General features: G+C 61.2%; 17 protein-coding genes and 1 tRNA gene. 11 read left to right on the top strand and 7 right to left on the bottom strand.

What is annotated here, in order from left to right; translation table 11 throughout:
• Window positions 1-17: 17 nt before the first annotated feature.
• The 5 genes from AC07N8_RS05275 to AC07N8_RS05255 form a co-directional block, all read right to left on the bottom strand.
• Window positions 18-479: a hypothetical protein gene (locus AC07N8_RS05275; RefSeq protein WP_483841996.1), complete on the bottom strand. Its 462-nt coding sequence runs from the start codon at window positions 477-479 to the stop codon at window positions 18-20.
• Window positions 480-500: 21 nt separating this feature from the next.
• The gene (locus tag AC07N8_RS05270) at window positions 501-1,844 is read right to left on the bottom strand and encodes a cation:proton antiporter (RefSeq protein WP_483841995.1); all 1,344 of its coding nucleotides are present in this window, start codon (window positions 1,842-1,844) and stop codon (window positions 501-503) included.
• Window positions 1,841-1,984, bottom strand: coding sequence for a hypothetical protein (locus AC07N8_RS05265; protein ID WP_493142008.1), 144 nt, complete (start codon window positions 1,982-1,984; stop codon window positions 1,841-1,843). The genes AC07N8_RS05270 and AC07N8_RS05265 overlap by 4 nt, the downstream gene beginning before the upstream one ends.
• A gap of 46 nt (window positions 1,985-2,030) precedes the next feature.
• Window positions 2,031-2,888, bottom strand: a complete 858-nt coding sequence (locus AC07N8_RS05260) for an SDR family oxidoreductase (RefSeq protein WP_493141678.1) — start codon at window positions 2,886-2,888, stop codon at window positions 2,031-2,033.
• A gap of 226 nt (window positions 2,889-3,114) precedes the next feature.
• Window positions 3,115-4,269 carry a MalY/PatB family protein gene (locus tag AC07N8_RS05255; protein WP_493141680.1) on the bottom strand — a complete coding sequence of 385 codons (1,155 nt, stop codon included), beginning with the start codon at window positions 4,267-4,269 and terminating at the stop codon, window positions 3,115-3,117.
• A 310-nt stretch (window positions 4,270-4,579) separates the two neighbouring features.
• Between AC07N8_RS05255 and fdnG the strand changes: the two genes are divergently transcribed.
• From fdnG to AC07N8_RS05220, 7 genes are all read left to right on the top strand, one after another.
• Window positions 4,580-7,645: a formate dehydrogenase-N subunit alpha gene (gene fdnG, locus AC07N8_RS05250; RefSeq protein ID WP_493141681.1), complete on the top strand. Its 3,066-nt coding sequence runs from the start codon at window positions 4,580-4,582 to the stop codon at window positions 7,643-7,645.
• On the top strand, window positions 7,646-8,581 hold the full coding sequence (gene fdxH / locus AC07N8_RS05245) for a formate dehydrogenase subunit beta (protein ID WP_493141683.1): 936 nt from the start codon (window positions 7,646-7,648) through the stop codon (window positions 8,579-8,581). It begins immediately after the preceding gene.
• On the top strand, window positions 8,578-9,231 hold the full coding sequence (locus AC07N8_RS05240; RefSeq protein WP_493141685.1) for a formate dehydrogenase subunit gamma: 654 nt from the start codon (window positions 8,578-8,580) through the stop codon (window positions 9,229-9,231). The genes fdxH and AC07N8_RS05240 overlap by 4 nt, the downstream gene beginning before the upstream one ends.
• Window positions 9,232-9,235: 4 nt before the next feature.
• On the top strand, window positions 9,236-10,162 hold the full coding sequence (fdhE, locus tag AC07N8_RS05235) for a formate dehydrogenase accessory protein FdhE (RefSeq protein ID WP_483841989.1): 927 nt from the start codon (window positions 9,236-9,238) through the stop codon (window positions 10,160-10,162).
• Between the two features lie 53 nt (window positions 10,163-10,215).
• Entirely contained in the window at window positions 10,216-11,646 is a 1,431-nt protein-coding gene (gene selA / locus AC07N8_RS05230; RefSeq protein WP_493141687.1) for an L-seryl-tRNA(Sec) selenium transferase, read from the top strand.
• Window positions 11,643-13,550, top strand: a complete 1,908-nt coding sequence (gene selB, locus AC07N8_RS05225; protein ID WP_493141991.1) for a selenocysteine-specific translation elongation factor — start codon at window positions 11,643-11,645, stop codon at window positions 13,548-13,550. Before selA ends, selB begins: the two co-directional genes overlap by 4 nt.
• Window positions 13,551-13,556: 6 nt before the next feature.
• Window positions 13,557-13,652 (top strand) — tRNA-Sec (locus AC07N8_RS05220).
• Window positions 13,653-13,661: 9 nt separating this feature from the next.
• On the opposite strand, the gene AC07N8_RS05215 is transcribed toward AC07N8_RS05220, so the two are convergent.
• Entirely contained in the window at window positions 13,662-14,996 is a 1,335-nt protein-coding gene (locus tag AC07N8_RS05215) for an OprD family porin (RefSeq protein WP_493141689.1), read from the bottom strand.
• Window positions 14,997-15,050: 54 nt separating this feature from the next.
• On the bottom strand, window positions 15,051-15,704 hold the full coding sequence (locus AC07N8_RS05210; protein ID WP_483841986.1) for a hydrolase: 654 nt from the start codon (window positions 15,702-15,704) through the stop codon (window positions 15,051-15,053).
• A gap of 202 nt (window positions 15,705-15,906) precedes the next feature.
• Here AC07N8_RS05210 and AC07N8_RS05205 point away from each other — a divergent pair, with 202 nt between their 5' ends.
• The 4 genes from AC07N8_RS05205 (at window position 15,907) to AC07N8_RS05190 (ending at window position 20,289) form a co-directional block, all read left to right on the top strand.
• A complete protein-coding gene (locus AC07N8_RS05205; RefSeq protein ID WP_493141692.1) occupies window positions 15,907-16,986 on the top strand; it encodes an AI-2E family transporter in 1,080 nt (359 codons plus the stop codon).
• A gap of 25 nt (window positions 16,987-17,011) precedes the next feature.
• Window positions 17,012-18,196: a patatin-like phospholipase family protein gene (locus AC07N8_RS05200; protein WP_493141695.1), complete on the top strand. Its 1,185-nt coding sequence runs from the start codon at window positions 17,012-17,014 to the stop codon at window positions 18,194-18,196.
• A gap of 220 nt (window positions 18,197-18,416) precedes the next feature.
• Complete coding sequence (locus AC07N8_RS05195; protein WP_483841983.1) at window positions 18,417-19,706, top strand: NAD(P)/FAD-dependent oxidoreductase; 1,290 nt, start codon at window positions 18,417-18,419, stop codon at window positions 19,704-19,706.
• Between the two features lie 25 nt (window positions 19,707-19,731).
• Window positions 19,732-20,289, top strand: coding sequence for a helix-turn-helix domain-containing protein (locus AC07N8_RS05190; RefSeq protein WP_027923171.1), 558 nt, complete (start codon window positions 19,732-19,734; stop codon window positions 20,287-20,289).
• Window positions 20,290-20,292: the final 3 nt, after the last annotated feature.

Genomic DNA, 20,292 nt, shown 5'->3' with positions numbered 1-20,292 from the left:
GGGCTTCTTTTTTACGCTCAGGCTCTGTGTTCAAGCTGCTGGCGTAGATGATGAGAGTTGCTGACGGACAGTGGAATCGGTGGGAAATCCTCGTTGAGCAAGCGCAGATGCTCGATCGCTTCCTGAAACTTCAGATCAGCTTTGCGGCGCAATGCGCGATAGCGATCAAACAGCTCCACATCCAGATCGCCGCCATCAAGCATTTCAAAAGCACATCGACTCAGGTCCTGAGCCTCTTCGAACATCTGACGGTTACGTTCCAGGGCAAATGCCCGGCAGGCTTTGATTTCATCAGGGGAGGAACATTCGATCATGACCGGCACCTTTTTCTTTTCCAGGGTTCCTTTGAATAGGCGTCGTTGCCACAGTGGAACCGAACCTGTCGGATCCCGCGACACAAACACAGCGGGATTGAATATGTGACTGCCGGGAGAAAAAGGGATTTCAATTTTTTGCAGGCGAAAATTCGATAAATCCATTGATGAGATGCAGAGAAAAAATCAAATAATCTGTTTTTTCAGTCGTTCGTAACGGGCGAGGGTCGGCTGGGTGGTGATCCCGTGAATCAGGATACTCAACGCCACCACCGACAAGGTCAGATCAGTGCACAGCGACGCAACCGACTGACCGAGCCCGTGGTTCAACGCATAAAACAGGTAATAAAGGCTGCCGATACCGCGAATGCCAAACCAACCAATCAAGGCTCGCTGCCGCCAGTCAAGCAAACGGCCCCAAGGCATGGCGGCTACACTCAGCGGCCGGATCAGGCAAAACAGAACGCCGCCGATGGGCAGGGCACGCCAATCCCAATGGGCAATCAGCACCACGCCCAGCAGCGTCACCAGAAACACTTCCATGGCCCGCTCCACGAGGCTACCGAAGGCGAGCATGTCACTCATCATGATGCCCGCCGCAACCTGGCCGTCTTCCAGGTGCTCAGTGTTGCCACGCATCGCATGTTGCGGCTCGACATTCTGATGACCCACTACGGGCTGCACCAGATGCTCGGCGGGCTCTTGCGATTCGCCGGTGGTGCTGACTTCAGCCTGACGCAAGCCGAGACCGGCGGCGAACACCGAGAGAAAACCATAGGCATGAATAGCTTCGGCCCCGACATAGGCCAGGGCAATCAAGGCAAGGGCGAGGTAATCATTCGGGGACAGCGTGCTGTCATCATTCTGGATTCGCAGCGTCAGCGTCACACGCCCGATGCCGCGTCCCATCCAGTAACCCGTGAGCAAACCGGCGGGGACGGCCCAGAGCAGGCTTTTCAGCGCCCAGTGACCCAGCCAGCCGGGATCGCCGTCGTGTTGCAACAACAGCAATCCAAGGATCACGAACGGAAACGCGATGCCATCGTTGAGCCCTGCCTCACCCGACAGGCCGAAGCGCACCCGGTCGTCATCACGTGCGTCGTTGACCTGTACCAGGGCAGCCAGCACCGGGTCGGTCGGTGCCAGAATCGAGCCAATCAGGACCGAGGCGCCCCACGACACGCCGAAGCCGTAGTGCAACAGCAAGCACACGCCGCCAATGGTCAAGACCATGACCGGCCCGGCCAGCCCGAAAGCGATTCGCCAGGTCTTGTCCTTGAGCGGCAGGCGCAGTTTCAGACCGCAGACAAACAACGAAAAAAGCACCGCGACTTCCGTCAGGTGCTCCATCCAGTCAGCGGCGTCATTGGTGTTGAGCTTCAACAAACCCAGTGCGCCCGGGCCGATGGCCGCGCCCAGCACCAGGCAAACCGCCGATGTGGTCACCGGCATCCAGCGCAGGTACGACGACGTCAGCGCCAGTGTCAGCAGCACGGCACCCAGCACCGCCACCCATAGAATGAAGCTCATGTCTTAACCCGCAGGGAAGGAAGTGCGATGCCGGGGCTGATGCAATCAACCAACCGTTGCGCGCAGTATTCAGGCGACAGCAGGTTGAACCACACCAGAATCATTTCCACCAGAATAGTCACTAAAACCAGCAAGCCCACACCCCGCCGATCCATGTAGCAGCCGTCGAAGGCTGCTGCTACAGGTTCACAGGATCGGCTTGCCGCCCGTGATGCCATAGCGTTGGCCGGTGATGTAACTGGCCTCGTCCGACGCCAGCAACACGTAAATCGGCGCGACTTCAACCGGTTGCCCTGGCCGCCCCAATGGGGTCTCTGAACCAAAGTTCTGCACTTCGTCATCGGGCATGGTCGAGACAATCAGCGGCGTCCAGATCGGCCCCGGTGCCACGCTGTTCACCCGGATGTTTTTCGGCCCGAGCATCTGCGCCAGTCCACCGGTGAAATTGGCAATTGCGCCTTTGGTGGTGGCGTAAGCGAGGAGGGTCGGTTTGGGCAGGTCTGAGTTGACCGAACTGGTGTTGATGATCGAACTGCCGGCCTTCATGTGCTTCAACGCCGCCTTGCAGATCCTGAACATGGCGGTGATGTTCACATCGAAAGTCATCACCCATTCTTCGTCCGTGATGTCCTCGATGCTGTCGTGGCTCATCTGGAACGCAGCGTTGTTGACCAGAATATCGATGCGCCCGAAGCGCTCGACGGTCTTGTCGACCAAGGCCTGGCATTCGGTTTTGTGCGCGATGTCGCCGGGCAGCAGCAGGGTTTGCCGACCAGCCTGTTCCACCCAGTTGGCAGTTTCCTGAGCGTCTTCGTGTTCATTCAGGTAGGCAATGGCGACATCCGCGCCTTCACGGGCGCAGGCAATGGCCACCGCGCGACCGATGCCGCTGTCGGCGCCAGTGATCAAGGCGATCTTGCCCTGCAACCGGCCCGAGCCTTTATAGGACTGCTCGCCACAGTCAGGGACGGGGTCCATTTTGCGCTGGGAACCTGGGACGGCTTGGGCTTGTTTGGGGAAGGGTGGTTTTGGATAGTCAGTCATCTTCAATCTCCGGGTTCAAGGCAATCGGGTCAAAGGGTTGACCGTTGGGTTTTGTCTTGAGTTCGGTTGGATTTCAGGTACCGATAATTCCAAATGCCCCACAAATCCCTGTGGGAGCGAGCCTGCTCGCGAAGACGGTATGTCAGCCAACATCAATGTCGACTGGAATGACGCTTTCGCGAGCAGGCTCGCTCCCACAGGGGGATGTGGTGAAGTTGAGAGAGGATCAGGCCTTGCGATTGCGCAAGCTGCGCTCCATCCGCGCAATGCCTTCTTCGAGCAACGCCCGTGGGCAGCCGAAGTTCAGACGTACGAACTGCCCGGCGTCATCACCGAAATCCAGGCCAGGGCTCAAACCGACTTTGGCTTCCTCGAGGAAGAACTGCTGCGGGTTGTCCAGTCCCAGCGTCGAGCAATCGAGCCACGCCAGATAGGTGCTTTGCGGCACGTTCATGGTGACGCCAGGCAGGCGCGTGCGAACGGCGTCGACCAGGTAATCGCGGTTGCTTTGCAGGTACGCGCTCAGCTCCGCCAGCCACGGCCCGGCCTCGCTGTAGGCGACGCGGGTGGCTTCCAGGCCCAGCGGGTTGACGCTGTCGACCATGCCGCAACGGGCGTGGTTGACCTTCTCGCGCAGGGCACGGTCCTGAATGATCATGAACGAGGTTTTCAGGCCGGCGATGTTGTAGGCCTTGCTCGCCGACATCAGTGTGATCGTGCGCCGGGCGATGTCCGCGCTCAGGGTCGCCATCGGTACATGCTTGCGCCCGTCGAAGCACAGCTCGGCGTGGATTTCATCCGAGATGATCCAGGCACCCTGTTCCAGGCAGATGTCGGCAATCGCTTGCAGCTCTTCGCGCGGGAAGGCTTTGCCCAGCGGGTTGTGCGGGTTGCTCAGCAGCAGCGCGCCGCCACCTTGCAGAGACTGGCTGAGGGTGGCGAGCGGTGTGGTGTAAGTGCCGTCAGCCTGCTCATCGAAATTCAGCTCGACCTTGTTCAGGCCCCAATGACCCGGCGCGTGGCGCAGTGGCGGATAGTTGGGCACCTGCACCACGACGTTCTGTGGCGGCTGGACCAGCGCTTTCAGGGCCATGTTGAAACCCGATTCAACCCCCGGCAGAAAGATCAGCTCTTGCGGCTCGACGCGCCAGGCGTATTTGTTCCAGAGGTCGGCGACGATGGCGTCGCGCAGGTCATCCGGGGCCACGCTGTAGCCGACCATCGGGTGTTCCAGGCGTTTTTGCAGGGCCCGGATGATCATCGGCGGCGCGGCAAAATCCATGTCGGCCACCCACATCGGCAGCACGTCGGCCGGGTAGCGGCTCCATTTGGTGCTACCGGTGTTATGGCGGTCGAACACCTGATCAAAATCGAAAGTCATGCGCGGTCTCGTGAAAGCAGGATTGGAATGGCGACCATGATAATCGCCAAGCCCTGTGGGAGCGAGCCTGCTCGCGAAAGCGCCGTGTCAGGCACCTACGATGTCGACTGATACGTCGTCTTCGCGAGCAGGCTCGCTCCCACAGGTTTTGTGGTTTGGCTGATATCCCCGGCGTGCCCGACGGTCGGTTTTCACACCGGGCGCGTCTGGGTTGTCTAGAGTTTCAAGTGTCGGCAGCCCGGCTGCCGCCACCGTGATTGATTGAAAAGTCCGGCAAAGTCCCGGATTTCCACCTGATCAGGAGTGCACGATGGACCTCAGCCGTCGTCAGTTCTTCAAGGTCGCTGGTATCGGCCTTGCGGGCTCGAGCCTGGGCGCGTTGGGCATGGCTCCCACGCTGGCCTTTGCCGAGCAGGTGCGCCACTTCAAGCTTGCCGCCACTCATGAAACCCGCAACACCTGCCCGTATTGCTCGGTCGGTTGCGGCTTGATCATGTACAGCCAGGGCGATACAGCCAAGAATGTCGCGCAAAGCATCATCCACATCGAAGGTGACGCCGACCACCCGGTCAACCGCGGCACCCTTTGCCCCAAAGGCGCGGGCCTGCTGGACTTCATTCACAGCCCCGGCCGCCTGCAATACCCGCAGGTACGCAAGCCCGGCAGCAGCGAGTGGACGCGCATCTCCTGGGATGAAGCGCTGGATCGTGTCGCCGACCTGATGAAGGCCGACCGCGATGCCAACTTCATCGAGAAGAACGCGCAAGGCCAAACGGTGAATCGCTGGCTGACCACCGGTTTCCTCGCCGCCTCGGCAGCGTCCAACGAAGCGGGCTACATCACCCACAAGGTCATTCGCAGTCTCGGCATGCTGGGGTTTGATAACCAGGCGCGTGTCTGACACGGCCCGACGGTGGCAAGTCTTGCCCCGACGTACGGCCGTGGTGCCATGACCAATACCTGGACCGATATCGCTAACGCGAATCTGGTTCTGGTGATGGGCGGCAACGCAGCAGAAGCGCACCCGTGCGGTTTCAAATGGGTGACGGAAGCCAAGGCGCACAACAAGGCGCGGCTGATCGTGGTCGACCCGCGATTCACCCGCACAGCCTCGGTGGCCGACTATTACGCGCCGATTCGCACCGGCACCGACATCGCCTTCATGGGCGGGCTGATCAACTACCTGCTGACCGAGGACAAGATCCAGCACGAATACGTGCGCAACTACACCGACGTGTCGTTCATCGTCAAAGCCGGTTATGGCTTCGAGGACGGGATTTTCAGCGGTTACGACGTGGCCAAGCGCAGCTACACCGATAAATCCGGCTGGGGTTATGAACTCGGTGAAGACGGCTTCGTCAAGGTCGACCCGACCCTGCAAGATCCGCGCTGCGTCTATCAACTGATGAAGCAGCATTACAGCCGCTATAACATCGACCTAGCGAGCCAGATTTGCGGGATGCCGGTCGATGCCATGCAGAAGATCTGGGATGAGATCGCGACCTGCTCGGTGCCGGGCAAGACCATGACCATCCTCTATGCATTGGGCTGGACCCAGCACTCGATCGGCTCGCAGATCATCCGCAGCGCGGCAATGGTGCAACTGCTGCTGGGCAACGTCGGCATGCCCGGCGGGGGCGTGAACGCCTTGCGCGGGCACTCCAACATTCAGGGCCTGACCGACCTTGGGTTGCTGTCCAACTCGCTGCCGGGTTACCTCACCTTGCCGACCGACGCCGAGCAGGACTACGCCGCCTACATCACTAAACGCACGCAAAAACCGTTGCGTCCGGGGCAGTTGTCCTACTGGCAGAACTACAGCAAGTTCCACGTCAGCCTGATGAAAGCCTGGTACGGCGGTAACGCCACGGTCGAGAACAATTGGGCGTACGACTACCTGCCGAAACTGGACATTCCCAACTACGACATCCTCAAAGTGTTCGACTTGATGGGCCAGGGCAAGGTCAATGGCTATATGTGCCAGGGCTTCAACCCCATCGCGGCGTTGCCTGACAAGAATCGGGTGATGGCGGCGCTGGCCAAGTTGAAATGGCTGGTGGTGATGGACCCGCTGTCCACCGAGACCTCGGAATTCTGGCGCAATGTCGGGCCGTACAACGATGTGAAAAGTGCCGACATCCAGACCGAAGTGATCCGCCTGCCCACCACCTGTTTTGCCGAGGAAGACGGCTCGCTGGTCAACAGCAGCCGCTGGCTGCAATGGCACTGGAAGGGTGCGGACGGGCCGGGCGAAGCGCAAACCGACATTCGGATCATGGCCGAACTGTTCCTGCGCCTGCGTCAGCGCTATGAAGCGAAGGGTGGCGCCTATCCCGATCCGATCCTCAAATTGTCGTGGCAGTACAAGATTCCCGACGAGCCCTCGCCGGAGGAACTGGCCAAGGAAATAAACGGCTACGCCACCACCGACTTCACCGACGCCACGGGCGCAGCGATCAAGGGCAATGCGCAACTGGCCGCGTTCAGTCAGCTCAAGGACGACGGCAGCACCGCGTCCGGCTGCTGGATTTTCTGTGGCAGCTGGACCGAAACCGGCAACCAGATGGCCCGGCGCGACAACAGCGATCCGTATGGCATGCACCAGCACCAAGGCTGGGCCTGGGCGTGGCCGGCGAACCGGCGGATTCTCTACAACCGCGCCTCGGCCGATCCGCAAGGCAAGCCGTGGGACCCGAAAAAACGCCTGGTGTGGTGGAACGGCAAGGCCTGGGGCGGCACCGATGTGCCCGACTACAAGGCCGACGTGCCACCGGAAGCGGGGATGAATCCGTTCATCATGAACCCCGAAGGCGTGGCGCGGTTCTTCGCCGTCGACAAGATGAACGAAGGCCCGTTCCCCGAGCACTACGAGCCGTTCGAAACGCCGATCGGTATCAACCCGCTGCACCCGACCAACAAACAAGCCACCAGCAACCCGGCGGCGCGGATCTTCGATTCGGTGTGGGATTCCCTCGGTGTGGCCAAGGACTACCCGTACGCGGCCACCAGTTACCGCTTGACCGAGCATTTCCACTTCTGGAGCAAGCACTGCAAGCTCAACGCGATTGCCCAACCGGAGCAGTTCGTCGAAATCGGCGAAGTGCTGGCCAAGGAAAAAGGCATCGTCGCCGGCGACCGTGTGCGGGTCAGCAGCAAGCGCGGGCACATCGAAGCGGTGGCGGTGGTGACCAAGCGGATACGTCCGTTGCAGGTCAACAATCAAGTGGTGCACCAGATCGGCATCCCGCTGCACTGGGGTTTTACCGGACTTACGCGTCACGGATACCTGACCAACACCCTGGTGCCGTTCCTCGGCGATGGCAACACACAGACCCCGGAATCCAAGTCATTCCTGGTCAACGTGGAGAAAGTCTAAATGGCCAGCCAAGACATCATTGCCCGTTCGGCCACCACGACTGTCCCGCCTTCGGTGCGCAATCAGGAGGAAGTGGCCAAGCTGATCGACACCACCAAGTGCATCGGCTGCAAGGCGTGTCAGGTGGCTTGTTCGGAATGGAACGAGCTGCGCGACGACGTCGGTCACAACCTCGGCACCTACGACAACCCGCAGGACCTCAGCGCAGAAACCTGGACCCTGATGCGCTTCACCGAGCACGAAACCGACGCCGGCAATCTCGAATGGCTGATCCGCAAGGACGGCTGCATGCACTGCGCCGAACCCGGTTGCCTGGCGGCATGCCCCAGCCCCGGCGCGATCATCAAGCACGCCAACGGCATTGTCGATTTCAACCAGGACCATTGCATCGGCTGCGGTTATTGCATCACCGGTTGCCCGTTCAACATTCCACGGATCTCGCAAAAGGATCACAAGGCGTACAAATGCACCTTGTGTTCGGACCGGGTTGAAGTCGGACTGGAACCGGCCTGCGTGAAAACCTGCCCAACGGGCGCCATCGTCTTCGGCACCAAGGAAGACATGAAGGAACACGCGGCCGAACGGATCGTCGATCTGAAAAGCCGTGGCTTCGAAAACGCCGGCCTGTACGACCCGGCCGGTGTTGGCGGCACCCACGTGATGTACGTGCTGCACCACGCCGACACGCCGCAGCTGTACGCCGGGCTGGCGAAAGACCCGGAGATCAGCCCATTGGTGGGCTTGTGGAAAGGCATGAGCAAACCCTTGGGCTTGCTCGCGATGGGCCTGGCGGTGCTGGCCGGGTTCTTCCACTACGTGCGCATCGGCCCGCAGGTGGTGGAAGAGGATGAGTTGCCGCCGCTCAAGGACAACGCGGTGCACGAAGTCGACCCATCGGTGCATACCTTTGATCCGCGCGGGGAGGACAGACCATGATCCGCAAACAGATCCTGCGCTACACCGCTGGCCAGCGCACCAATCACTGGCTGGTGGCGATCCTGTTTTTCATGGCGGCACTGTCCGGGCTGGCGTTGTTTCATCCGGCGCTGTTCTGGCTCAGCAATCTGTTTGGCGGTGGCCCGTGGACGCGAATCCTGCATCCGTTTATGGGCGTGGTGATGTTCGTGCTGTTCCTCGGGCTGGTGTTTCGCTTCTGGCGGGCCAACTTTTTCATCCGCAATGACGGCTTGTGGCTCAAGCGGATCGACAGGGTGATTCAAAACGGGGAGGAGGGCGTGCCGCCCATTGGCAAATACAACCCCGGACAGAAGCTGCTGTTCTGGACCTTGTTGGCCTGCATGCTTGCGCTGTTGTTGACCGGGCTGGTGATCTGGCGCGCGTATTTCAGCGTTTATTTCGGCATCACGGCGATTCGCTGGGCCATGCTGCTGCATGCGTTGGCCGGATTTGTACTGGTGCTCAGTATCATCATCCACATCTACGCCGGTATCTGGATCAAGGGCTCGGTCAGCGCCATGGTGCATGGCTGGGTCAGCCGCGCCTGGGCGAAAAAACACCATGAACTCTGGTACCGCGAAGTGACCCGCGACGAACATCCCGACCCGCCGATCAGCAAAAAAGGATAAGCACTTGGCGACGATTCTTGAACCTGGAGAGATTGAAGCGGCGGCGAGTTCACCGCCGTTTCTGTACCTGCCGCCGCACAACCTGTTCACCTTGCGCGCCTTACGGCTGGAGCATTTGGCCGAGGGCCATCCGCTGGCCGATTACCTGCGCCTGATCGCCGGTTTGTGTCATGTGCAGCAGCGTTTGATCGACGATCCGCCGGTGACCACCTTGCCTGATCCCGAACGAATCAAAGTCTGCCAGGCGCACGGGCTGCCACCGTTGGCCGCCGATACGCTGGTGCGCGAAGGTCATTGGTTGCCGTACCTCGACGCCTTGTTGCAGCACTACCCGCCAGCGCCGCAACCGGCGGTAGCAAAAGCCCTGGCGACGTTGCGCAGTACCGACGCCGGACAACGCAAAGCCTGGGCGGTGGCGTTGGTCAGCGGTCAGTTCACGCTGCTGCCCGCCGCGCTGGTGCCGTTTCTCGGTGCCGCGTTGCAAGCAGCCTGGAGTCACTGGCTGCTGAGCACCCCGGACCTCGCGCTGAAACCCGGCGACAGCCTCAATCAATGCCCGGCCTGCGGTTCGCCGGCGATGGCCGGGGTGATTCGCCACCGTGGCAAGCACAACGGGTTGCGTTATTTGGTCTGTTCCCTGTGTGCCTGCGAATGGCATGTGGTGCGGGTCAAATGCGTGTATTGCGAACAGAGCAAAGGCCTGGAATACGTCAGCCTCGATGACGATCGCTACGCCGCCAATCAGGCGCCGCTACGCGCCGAGACCTGTCCGGGTTGTCGCAGTTACCTCAAACAGCTGTACCTGGAAAACGACGCCGAGGCCGAAGCGCTGTCGGCGGACTTGAGCAGCCTGATGCTCGACATGCGCCTGGAACAGGAGGGCTACCTGCGTCCGGCGCCGAATCTGCTGCTGGCACCCGGCGGCGACTAAACACTCAACGGCTACACTCAGGCGCGACGGTCAATCGTTTCCAGGAGCGCCTGATGCCTTCACCTTCCGCCGGTCAAACCTTGCGGCTGCCTTCCATCGACAGTCTGCTGCGCCATCCCGCCTGCCAGCCGTTGGCCGAACGCTATGGACGGGACGCGCTGCTGGCGAGCTTGCGGCAATTGCTCGATGACTTGCGCGAACCGGTCCTGAACGGGCAACTCGATGCCGTGGAAATCAGCCCGCAGGTTTTGGCAGGGCGAGCGGGTGAGCGTCTGGCCCGGCAGCACCAAAGCCATGTGCGCCGGGTGTTCAACCTCACTGGCACGGTGCTGCACACCAACCTCGGCCGGGCGTTGCTCCCGGAAGTCGCCATCGAAGCCGTACAAATGGCCGCGCGTTATCCGCTCAATCTTGAATTTGACCTGCACAGCGGCATGCGGGGTGACCGTGATGACCTGATCGAAGGCCTGATCCGCGAACTCACCGGCGCCGAAGCGGTGACCGTGGTCAACAACAACGCGGCGGCCGTATTGCTGACGCTCAACAGTCTGGGCGCGCGCAAGGAAGGGATCATTTCCCGGGGCGAGCTGATTGAAATCGGCGGCGCGTTCCGCATTCCCGACATCATGGCGCGGGCCGGGGTGCGGCTGCATGAAGTCGGCACCACCAACCGCACCCATGCCCGTGATTACGAGGCAGCCATCGGCCCGCGCAGTGGCCTGGTGATGCGCGTGCATGCGAGCAATTACGCCATCGAAGGATTCACCGCACGGGTGCCGACCGCCGAGCTCGCGCAATTGGCGCACAACCATGGTTTGCCGCTGCTCGAAGACCTCGGCAGCGGCAGTCTTCTGGACCTGACTCGCTGGGGCCTGCCCGCCGAGCCGACGGTGCGCCAGGCGCTGCTCGATGGCGCGGACATCGTCACCTTCAGTGGCGACAAATTGTTGGGTGGCCCGCAGGCGGGGTTGATTGTCGGGCGCAAGGACTTGATTGCGAAGATCAAGAAAAACCCACTCAAGCGTGCGCTGCGGGTCGACAAACTGACCCTGGCCGCGCTCGAAGCGGTGCTGGGTTTGTACCGCGATCCAGATCGTCTGGCCGAACGTCTGCCGAGCCTGCGTCTGCTGACTCGCCCGCAAGCCGATATCCTCGCCCAGGCCGAACGGTTGCAACCTTCGCTGGCCCACGCCGTAGGTGACGGCTGGAGCGTCAGTGCGCTGCCGGCGCTGGGCATGATCGGCAGCGGCAGCCAACCGGTGGCGCGCTTGCCGAGCGCTGCGTTATGCCTGCGGCCTAACGTCTCCAAACGTCTGCGCGGTCGGCAACTGCTGGGGCTGGAAGCCGCGTTCCGTCAGTTGGCCATTCCGGTGTTGGGCCGTCTCGATGACGACGCGCTGTGGCTGGATCTGCGCCAACTTGACGACGAAACCGCATGGCTGCAACAACTCGATCAGTTGGCCGTCGAGGGGCGGGCAGGGTGATCGTCGGCACCGCAGGGCACATCGATCACGGCAAGACCGCGCTGTTGCAGGCGTTGACCGGGCAGGCCGGTGACCGTCGCCGGGAAGAGCGCGAACGCGGCATGACCATCGACCTCGGCTACCTGTATGCCGCGCTGGAACCGGGCGCCGAATTGACCGGGTTCATCGACGTGCCCGGCCACGAACGTTTCACCCACAACATGCTGGCCGGGGCGCAGGGCATTGATCTGGTGTTGCTGGTGGTCGCGGCGGATGACGGCGTCATGCCGCAGACCCGCGAACACCTGGCGATTGTTGAACTGCTGGGCATTCCCCGGGCGCTGGTGGCGATCACCAAGTGCGACCGGGTCGAGCCGGACAGGGTGCATGCCGTCCATGAACAAATGACCACGTTGCTGGCGCCCGGACCTTTTGCCGATGCGCCGCAACTCGCGCTGTCGAGTGTGACCGGGGAGGGTGTCGAGACACTGCGCCAGGCATTGCTCGACGCACAGCGTGACGTGCATCAACGCAGTACCGACGGTGGTTTTCGACTGGCGATTGATCGCGCCTTCAGCGTCGCCGGTGCCGGTATCGTGGTGACGGGTACGGCGCTGTCCGGGCAAGTAACGGTGGGCGACACGCTGGAGTTGAGCCCATTGGGCAAACCTGTGCGCGTGCGCGGTTTGCACGCGCAAAACCAGGCGGCGGACACGGCGTTTGCCGGCCAACGCGTCGCACTGAACCTGAGTGCCGAACGCTTGGCTCTGGAGCACATCCACCGTGGTCAATGGTTGCTCGCCGAGTGGCTGTATGCCCCGACCCAACGACTGGACATCGATTTGCAGTTGCTTCCCAGCGAAGCCAAATCCTTCGAACATTTTCAGCCGGTGCATGTTCACCTCGGCACTCAGGACGTGACGGGGCGAGTGGCGTTGTTGGAAGGTACGAGCCTGGCACCGGGCGGGCGGATGTTCGCGCAGATCCTGCTGAATGCCCCAGTCCATGCGGTGAAGGACGATCCGTTGATCCTGCGGGATCAGAGCGCACAACGCACCCTTGGCGGCGGTCGGGTGCTTGATCCGTTTGCCCCGACCCGACACCGTCGCAGCCCCGAACGACTGGCGCAGCTTCAGGCGCTCGCCACCCGCCATTCGCTGGAAGAACTCCTGCCGGCCTTGTTGGCCAACAGCGACAGCGGCCTCGATCCACGGCAACTGGAGCGTCAGTTCAACCGTCCGCGCGCGACCTGGGTTTTGCCCGATGACGTGCGTTTGATCGAGACCCGCCAGGGGCCACTGCTGTTTAGTTCGGCCCGTTGGGAAGCCCTGAAGGTCCCGTTGCTGGAGCACCTCGCACGCTTTCACGCACTCGAGCCGGATCAAATGGGCCCGGACCGTGATCGCCTGCGTCGTTTCACCGCCACCACGCTGGAGCGCCCGACCTTCATCCGCCTGCTCGACGATTTACTCGCCAGCGGCGCCATCGCCACCAGCGGGCCCTGGCTGTATTTACCCGGTCATCAAGTACGCTTGAGCGAAGAGGACGAAGCCCAGTGGCAGCGCTTGCAACCGCTATTCGAACAGGCCGGTTTCGATCCGCCATGGGTGCGAAAACTGGGCGGTGACGAGGCAAGCGTGCGCCTGCTGCTGCGCAAAATGGCGCGGCTGGGGTTGCTGCATCAAGTGGTCCGGGACCTGTTCTACACCGACGCGATGATCCGGCGATTGGCGGCTATGCTGTTGCAGTTGGCCGAGCACGACCCGGTGATTCAAGTCGCGGCGTTTCGCGATGCGGTCGGCCTGGGCCGCAAGCGCAGCATTCAGATCCTGGAGTACTTTGACCGCATCGGCCTGACCCGACGCATGGGCGACAAACGCCAGATCCGTCTCGACAGTGCCTTGGCCCAGACAGACAACCACTGAGTTCAAGGAAGGCAATCGCGCCCGGTGGCGCGGCCGGGCTTCAAACCCGGTTGGGGACGGCATCCGTTCCCGGGCAGGTTCGACTCCGGCTGCCTTCCGCCAATTTCCCGATCAGAAAGGCCCGAAGTTCAATGGGTACTGGATCACCACATACACCCGGTCAATGTCATCGCCGGCCTGCGCCGCGTTGGCGCGGTGCGATACATGGGACAGTTGCAGCGACAAGTCCTTGGCCGCCCCCGATTGCACGATGTAGCGCAAATCGATGTCGCGCTCCCAATGCCGTCCGCCGTCGCCTTGTTGCGGTACGAAAGTACCGGTCGCCTCATCGAACGGGTTGTAGGCGCCGCCCTGGGGCGCATGGGTGCCGTCGATCTGTGTGCCTTTGACGTAACGCGTCATGAAGGCCAGGCCGGGGACGCCGAAGGGACCCAGGTCAAGGTCGTAGCGGGCTTGCCAGGATTGTTCGTGGGCGCCGTTGAAGTCGGCGTACTTGATCGAGTTGGCCAGGTAGATAGAGTCGCCACCGACGAAATCGAACGGGGTGTCACCGTTGACTTTCTGATAGGCCAGGGTAAAGCCGTGGGCATCGACGGTGTATTTGCCTGAGAGGCTGAACGCGGTGTTGTCGATGGCGCCAGCCAATGCCTCTCCCGTGTCCCGCGTGTGGTAGAGGTTGGCGTCGACGAACACGCCCGGCTGCTTGAAGTGAAGATTGCCGTAGTACTGGTGCCAGGTATCGGTCAGCGTTGAGGCATAGACTGCGCCGCCGACAGGGCTTTGGGTGAACAGGTCGGCGCCGACAAACGAAATGCCGCCTGCGTCGGTGTTGGCGCCGTAACCGGAAAAATTGCCTTTGCTTGATGAACTGTCCTGATTCTTGAACGCCGTGAAGTGACCGGCCTGCACATTCATGCCATCGATTTCGCGGCTGTTCAGCAGAAAACCGGTGGCGTATTCCGGTTGCAGGCGTTTGTCGGCGGTGTCGAACACCGGTGTTTCAACCATCATTTCACCGTAGGCCACGGTGGTTTTGGAGGCCTTGATTTTCAGCGCACCGCCAGCGCTGGAATAGTCGTCCTCACTGCGGCCATCACTGTCCACCGGCAGCAACCCGGTGCCGGAGCGGCCCTTGCCACTGTCGAGCTTCACACCCAAAAAGGCGTGGCTGTCGAGGCCGAATCCCAGGATGCCGGGGGTAAATCCAGACTCGAAAGCGCCAATGAACCCTTGCGCCCATTCCGCCTTGTAGCTTTTGCCGGACGGCGAAGGGGAGCGGTAATCACTGTTGAGGTAGAAGTTGCGGTTGAGCACATTCAGCGTCGCACCGTCGAGGAAACCTTGCCCGGTTTGCGCCGTGTCATCCGCCTGCGCCGTTGCGGTCGTGCCGGCGACTATCACCGATAACCAGAAAGGCAGGCCGGGTTTGCGCTTGGAAAACGTCATCGATCAATCACCACCGGGCAGCGACTCCGCGAGGACGGAGTCGCTGATTTTAGCTTAGTGAGCTTCCGAGGCACCGAACATGCTCTTGGCATAGATCAGGCCCAGACCGTAGGCACCGCCGTTGGCGATCGAGGTTTTTACGGTTTCGTCATAAGTTTCGCTGCGCGCCCAGTCACGCTGCAATTCGAGCAGGTATTGCAGAGAGGTCATGGGGCGAGCGCCGATCTGGATCATGCGTTGCATGGCCATTTCGTGGGCTTCGGTGGTGACGTCGCCGCAGGCATCGGCGATCACGTACACCTCGAAACCCTGGTCGATGGCCGACAGCGCCGGGCCGACGATGCACACGGACGTCCAGAGGCCGGCCAGGACGATTTTCTGCTTGCCGAATTTGTTGACTTCAACGGCGATGCGCTCGTCTTCCCAGGTGTTCATGCTGGTACGGTCGATCACGTTGTGTTCCGGGAACACCGATTTGATTTCGTCGAAGATCGGCCCGGAAAAGCTCTTCTCGGCCACGGTGGTGAGAATGGTCGAGACCTTGAACCCACGGGCCGCCTTGGCCACGAGCGCGGCGTTGTTGCGCAGGGTCACGGCGTCGATCGACTTGGTCGCAAAGGACATCTGCGATTGGTGGTCAATCATGATCAGCGTGTGGTCGGTCGGGGTCAGCAGGGTTTTGCCGGGGACTGCTTTTGCAATGGCCATGATGAGGTCCTTACGGGGTGAGTGAGGAGACCATGGTTACGTGGATTGAGCAGCGAATATTGAGTCCATGTGCTGTTTTTGCGGTTTTTTTTGCAGCACAGCGATACAGAGCACAATGTGGATGTCGCACTGTGAAATCACCGTCTATGCTGCCCTAACCGCTCCCCAACCGTTCTTTGTAGCTATCAGCAAGGAGGCATCCATGGTGCCCACACCTCTGTCCGAGAAATCGTTGACCCGCAGCATGCTCGATGTCCTGATTCGTGCCGGGTTGATTGTCGTTCTGGTGCTGTTCTGCTTCGAGATTTTCCGACCGTTTCGCGACCTGATGCTGTGGTCGGTCATCCTCGCGATCACCCTCTATCCATTGCAACTGCGACTCATGGGGTCGATGGGGCGTAGCGAAGGACGCGCTGCAACCGTACTGGTGGTGATTGCCATCGCGATTCTGGTGGTGCCGGTCTATCTGTTGGGCACCTCGATTGCAGAGTCGGTGGCCAAGGTCGTCGATCTGGTGAAGGAGGGCAGCTTCCAGATCCCGCCTCCGCCCGATACGGTCGCCGGTTGGCCGCTGGTGGGTAAATCCATCTCGGCGGTATGGCTGCAGGCCTCGACCGATCTGCCCGACCTCATGGTGAAATACCTGCCGCAAATAAAAGGCGTCACGCTGGGCTTGTTGGCCAAAATCGCTGGCGTCGGGGCAGGTTTGCTGATGTTCATCGTCGCCTTGATCATCGCCGGTATTTTCATGGCTCATGGTGAAGCCGGCGGCCGTTGCGCAGTGGATATCGCGTCGCGTGTTAGCGGTCCGGACAAGGGGGCGCAGATTGCCGAGTTGTGCACGGCGACCATTCGCGCCGTTGCGCTCGGGGTGGTCGGTATCGCGTTCATCCAGATGCTGCTGGTGGGTATCGGCTTCGTACTCAAAGGCATCCCCGGCGCCGGTCTGCTGGCCATCGGCGTGTTGCTGCTGGGCATCATGCAGTTACCGGCCACGCTGATTACGCTGCCGGTGATCGTCTATGTCATGGCCACCGAAGGACCCAACACGCGGACCATTATCTTCTCGGTCTTTGTGTTCGTGGCGGGCCTGGTGGACAACGTCCTCAAACCGCTGTTACTGGGACGGGGGGTGGATGTGCCGATGCCGGTCGTGTTGATTGGCGCATTGGGCGGCATGGTCACCAGCGGCATCCTCGGGCTGTTCATCGGGCCGGTCGTGCTGGCGGTGGGTTACCAATTATTCTGGCAGTGGGTTCAGGATCGACCGGAGGGTGTCTGACGTCCTCAGGTCATGAGGAGGCGTGTTGAAACCATTCCAGCCCGGACCAGGTGCTTCAACGTGGAACATGCTGCGCCAGGCGTGTCTGCAACGCCGGGATGCCGTGCCGCCGAGCTTGACGGAACTGGCGGTCGTCCCCGGCATTCCCGAGGCACGTTACTGGCTGGACCGGGACCTCGCGCCGCTGATTCGGGATGTGCACCGGTCCAATCTGCGAGAGGCCGAAGCGCTGGCCAGGGCAGGGGAGCCGAATGACACCCTGCCACTGGCCAACATGCTGGCGATTTCCGGGGGTGGGGACGCCGGCACTTTTGCGGCGGGGATCATCGCGGGATGGACGTTGCACGGTTCGCGTCCCTCTTTCAAAGTCGTCACGGGCATCAGCGCCGGGGCCTTGGTGGCCCCGTTCGCGTACCTGGGGCCTCAGTACGACGACATCATCCTGCGCATTTGCAGCGCCATCGGACCCAAGGACGTTTTCCATTCACGCAGTGTGCTGACCCGGCTTGCCAGCGACGGCATTGCGGACAGCAAGCCATTGGCGCGGCTGGTCGCGCAGTGCATTTCTGCGGACATACTGGCGGCGATTGCCGCGCAATACGCCAACGGGCGGCTGCTGATGATCGGCACTACCGATCTCGATGCGGGCCGGCCCGTGACCTGGAACATGGGCGCCATTGCCGCCAGCGGCGCACCGGGAGCGCTCGACCTGTTCCGGCGGATCCTGATCGCGTCGATGAGCATTCCGGGGGCCGTTTCTCCCGTCATGATCGACGTGGAGGTAAACGGCCAACCGTTCCAGGAAATGCACGTCGATGGCGGCGTCATCACACAGGTATTCCTTTATCCCCCGGGCACCGTCATGGCACTGAACAGTGTGACCGGTGCGCGTTTGCGCCGCGATCGGCATTTCTACGTGATTCGCAACGGCAAAATGGAGCCGCAGTGGTCGGGGACCAAACGCCGCACGTTGAGCATTGGCGGTCGCGCCATCAGCGCGTTGATCCAGATGCAAGGCATCAGCGACCTGGAGCGGATTTACCGAATCGCCCAGCAGGACGGGGCGGATTTCAATCTGGCGTACATCGGGGTGGATTTTCTTCACCTGCGCAATCGTCAGTTCGATGGCGAGTACATGAAGCGGTTGTTTGATTACGCGTTTGAGCTCAGTGCCAAGGGGTATCCGTGGCATAAGTCGCCCGATACCTGAGGATTTCTGTTGGTCTGGAATGGCCCCTTCGCGAGCAGGCTCGCTCCCACAGGTGATCTGTGTCATCCACAAAATAGGCGACTAAAGGAAATCCAATGTGGGAGCGAGCCTGCTCGCGAAGGGGTCAGCCAAGGCACTGAAAGACTTGCTGGTTGCCCATATGAAATTAATCCTGTAGTTTTTCATGAAATTATAAAAACATAATTTCATGAGGGCTTGTATGTTCCAGCAGTCCACGCAGCATGTCGCCAGCTACTACGCCCACAGTTGCGCTGATCGCCTGACCACCCGGCCCGCACTTTCCGGTGAACACGATACCGACATCCTGATCATCGGCGCCGGGTTCAGTGGGCTGCACACGGCGTTGCGCCTGGCGCTGGCCGGCAAACGCGTGACACTGCTGGAAGCCAGTCGCGTGGCGTGGGCCGCCTCGGGGCGCAATGGTGGTCAGGCCATTCTCGGTTGGTCGTGTGACATGCCGCCCCTGGAAGCCGCGCTGGGTTATGAGCGCGCACGGCGGTTGTGGGACGGCATGCGCTGGGCGGCGCAGGAACTGCGTGAATTACCCGCTCGCCACGGCTTCGATTGTGATTATCGCGCCGGCCATTTGTGGACCTCGGTCATGCCACGACGTGTCGGCCTGCTGACCGAGTGGCAGCGCGAGGCCAGTCACAAGTGGGGCCACCACGGTTTGCAGCTCATCAGCCGTGAACAGTTACCGGAATGGATCGCCAGCGAGCGCTATCAGGCAGGGTTGTACGACCCTGAAGGCGCTCATTTGAACCCGCTGAAACTGGCCATCGGCCTGGCCGCCGCCATCGAACGTGCGGGCGGGCGCATTCATGAACAAAGCAAAGCATTGAGTTATCGAGAGGAGGCTGGCCGTTTCGTGGTGAACACTGAGCGCGGGTCGATTCGCGCCGATGTGCTGGTGCTGGCCTGTAACGCCTATCTGGACCGGCTCGACCCGCAACTGGCCAGTTGCGTGTTGCCCGTCGGGACGTATCAAGTGGCGACCGCGCCCCTGACGCCCGAGCAAGCCACTGCGCTGCTGCCGAGCAATGTCTGCGTTACCGACAATCAGTTTGTCCTCGACTATTTCCGTCGCACCCCCGACAACCGCCTGCTGTTCGGCGGTGGCTGCACCTATCTGGGTGGCATGCCCAAGGACATTGCCGGGGCCACACGACCGTACCTGGAACGGGTGTTTCCGCAACTCAAAGGCGTGGAACTGGAGTTCGCCTGGGGCGGACACATCGACCTGACTCTTAAACGAACGCCCGACGTTGGCCGGTCGGGTGATCGCTACTGGCTGCAAGGCTATTCCGGGCATGGCGTGCTGCCGACACTGGCCGCCGCCCGTGCGGTGTCCGACGCCATTCTGGGCAAGGACGATGAATTGTCCTTGTATCAAGGTCTGGACAACGGCAGTTTTCCCGGCGGCAAATACCTCGCGGCACCGCTGGAAGCCATCGGCAAAGCCTGGTATCGACTGCGCGACAGTATCTGATGAGTCATCTAGCGGAATCCCAGGCATGAACAAGCAAGAAGAAATCGCTGCGTTGGCGATCCTGATTCACGATTTGCGCAAGCACAAGAAATACACCTTGAAGGAACTGGCCGACAAAATCGGCCGGTCCGTCGGTTTTCTTTCGCAGGTCGAACGCGGCCTGTCACGGCCCACCGTGGCTGACTTGACGGCGATCAGCGAAACCCTGGGCGTACCGACCACGTACTTCTACAGCCTGCCGAAACCCAAGGAGTTGCCCTGGGTCACGCGGCCTGACGAACGTCGCACGCTGTACTACGCCAACGGCATTACCGACATTCTGGTTTCGCCAAAGATGCGCGCGTCATTCTCGATGCTCGAAAGTCATCTGGAAGCCGGTGCCAGCAGCGGCGACCGGCACATGAGTGACAGCTCGGAGCAGGGCGGCTACGTGCTCGAAGGCGAGCTGACGCTGTGGCTGGGCGACGACGAAGAACCTGTGACTTTGGTGGCTGGCGACAGTTTTCAGTTCGACAGCCATACCCGTTGCCGCTACGGCAACCTCACCGGGCAACTCACGCGAGTGCTCTGGGTTTACACCTGATAA

The organism is Pseudomonas sp. GW821-FHT10C09, assembly GCF_059415465.1.
The sequence above is the reverse complement of the archived record's forward strand: the minus strand, read 5'-3'. Positions and strand labels throughout refer to the sequence as shown.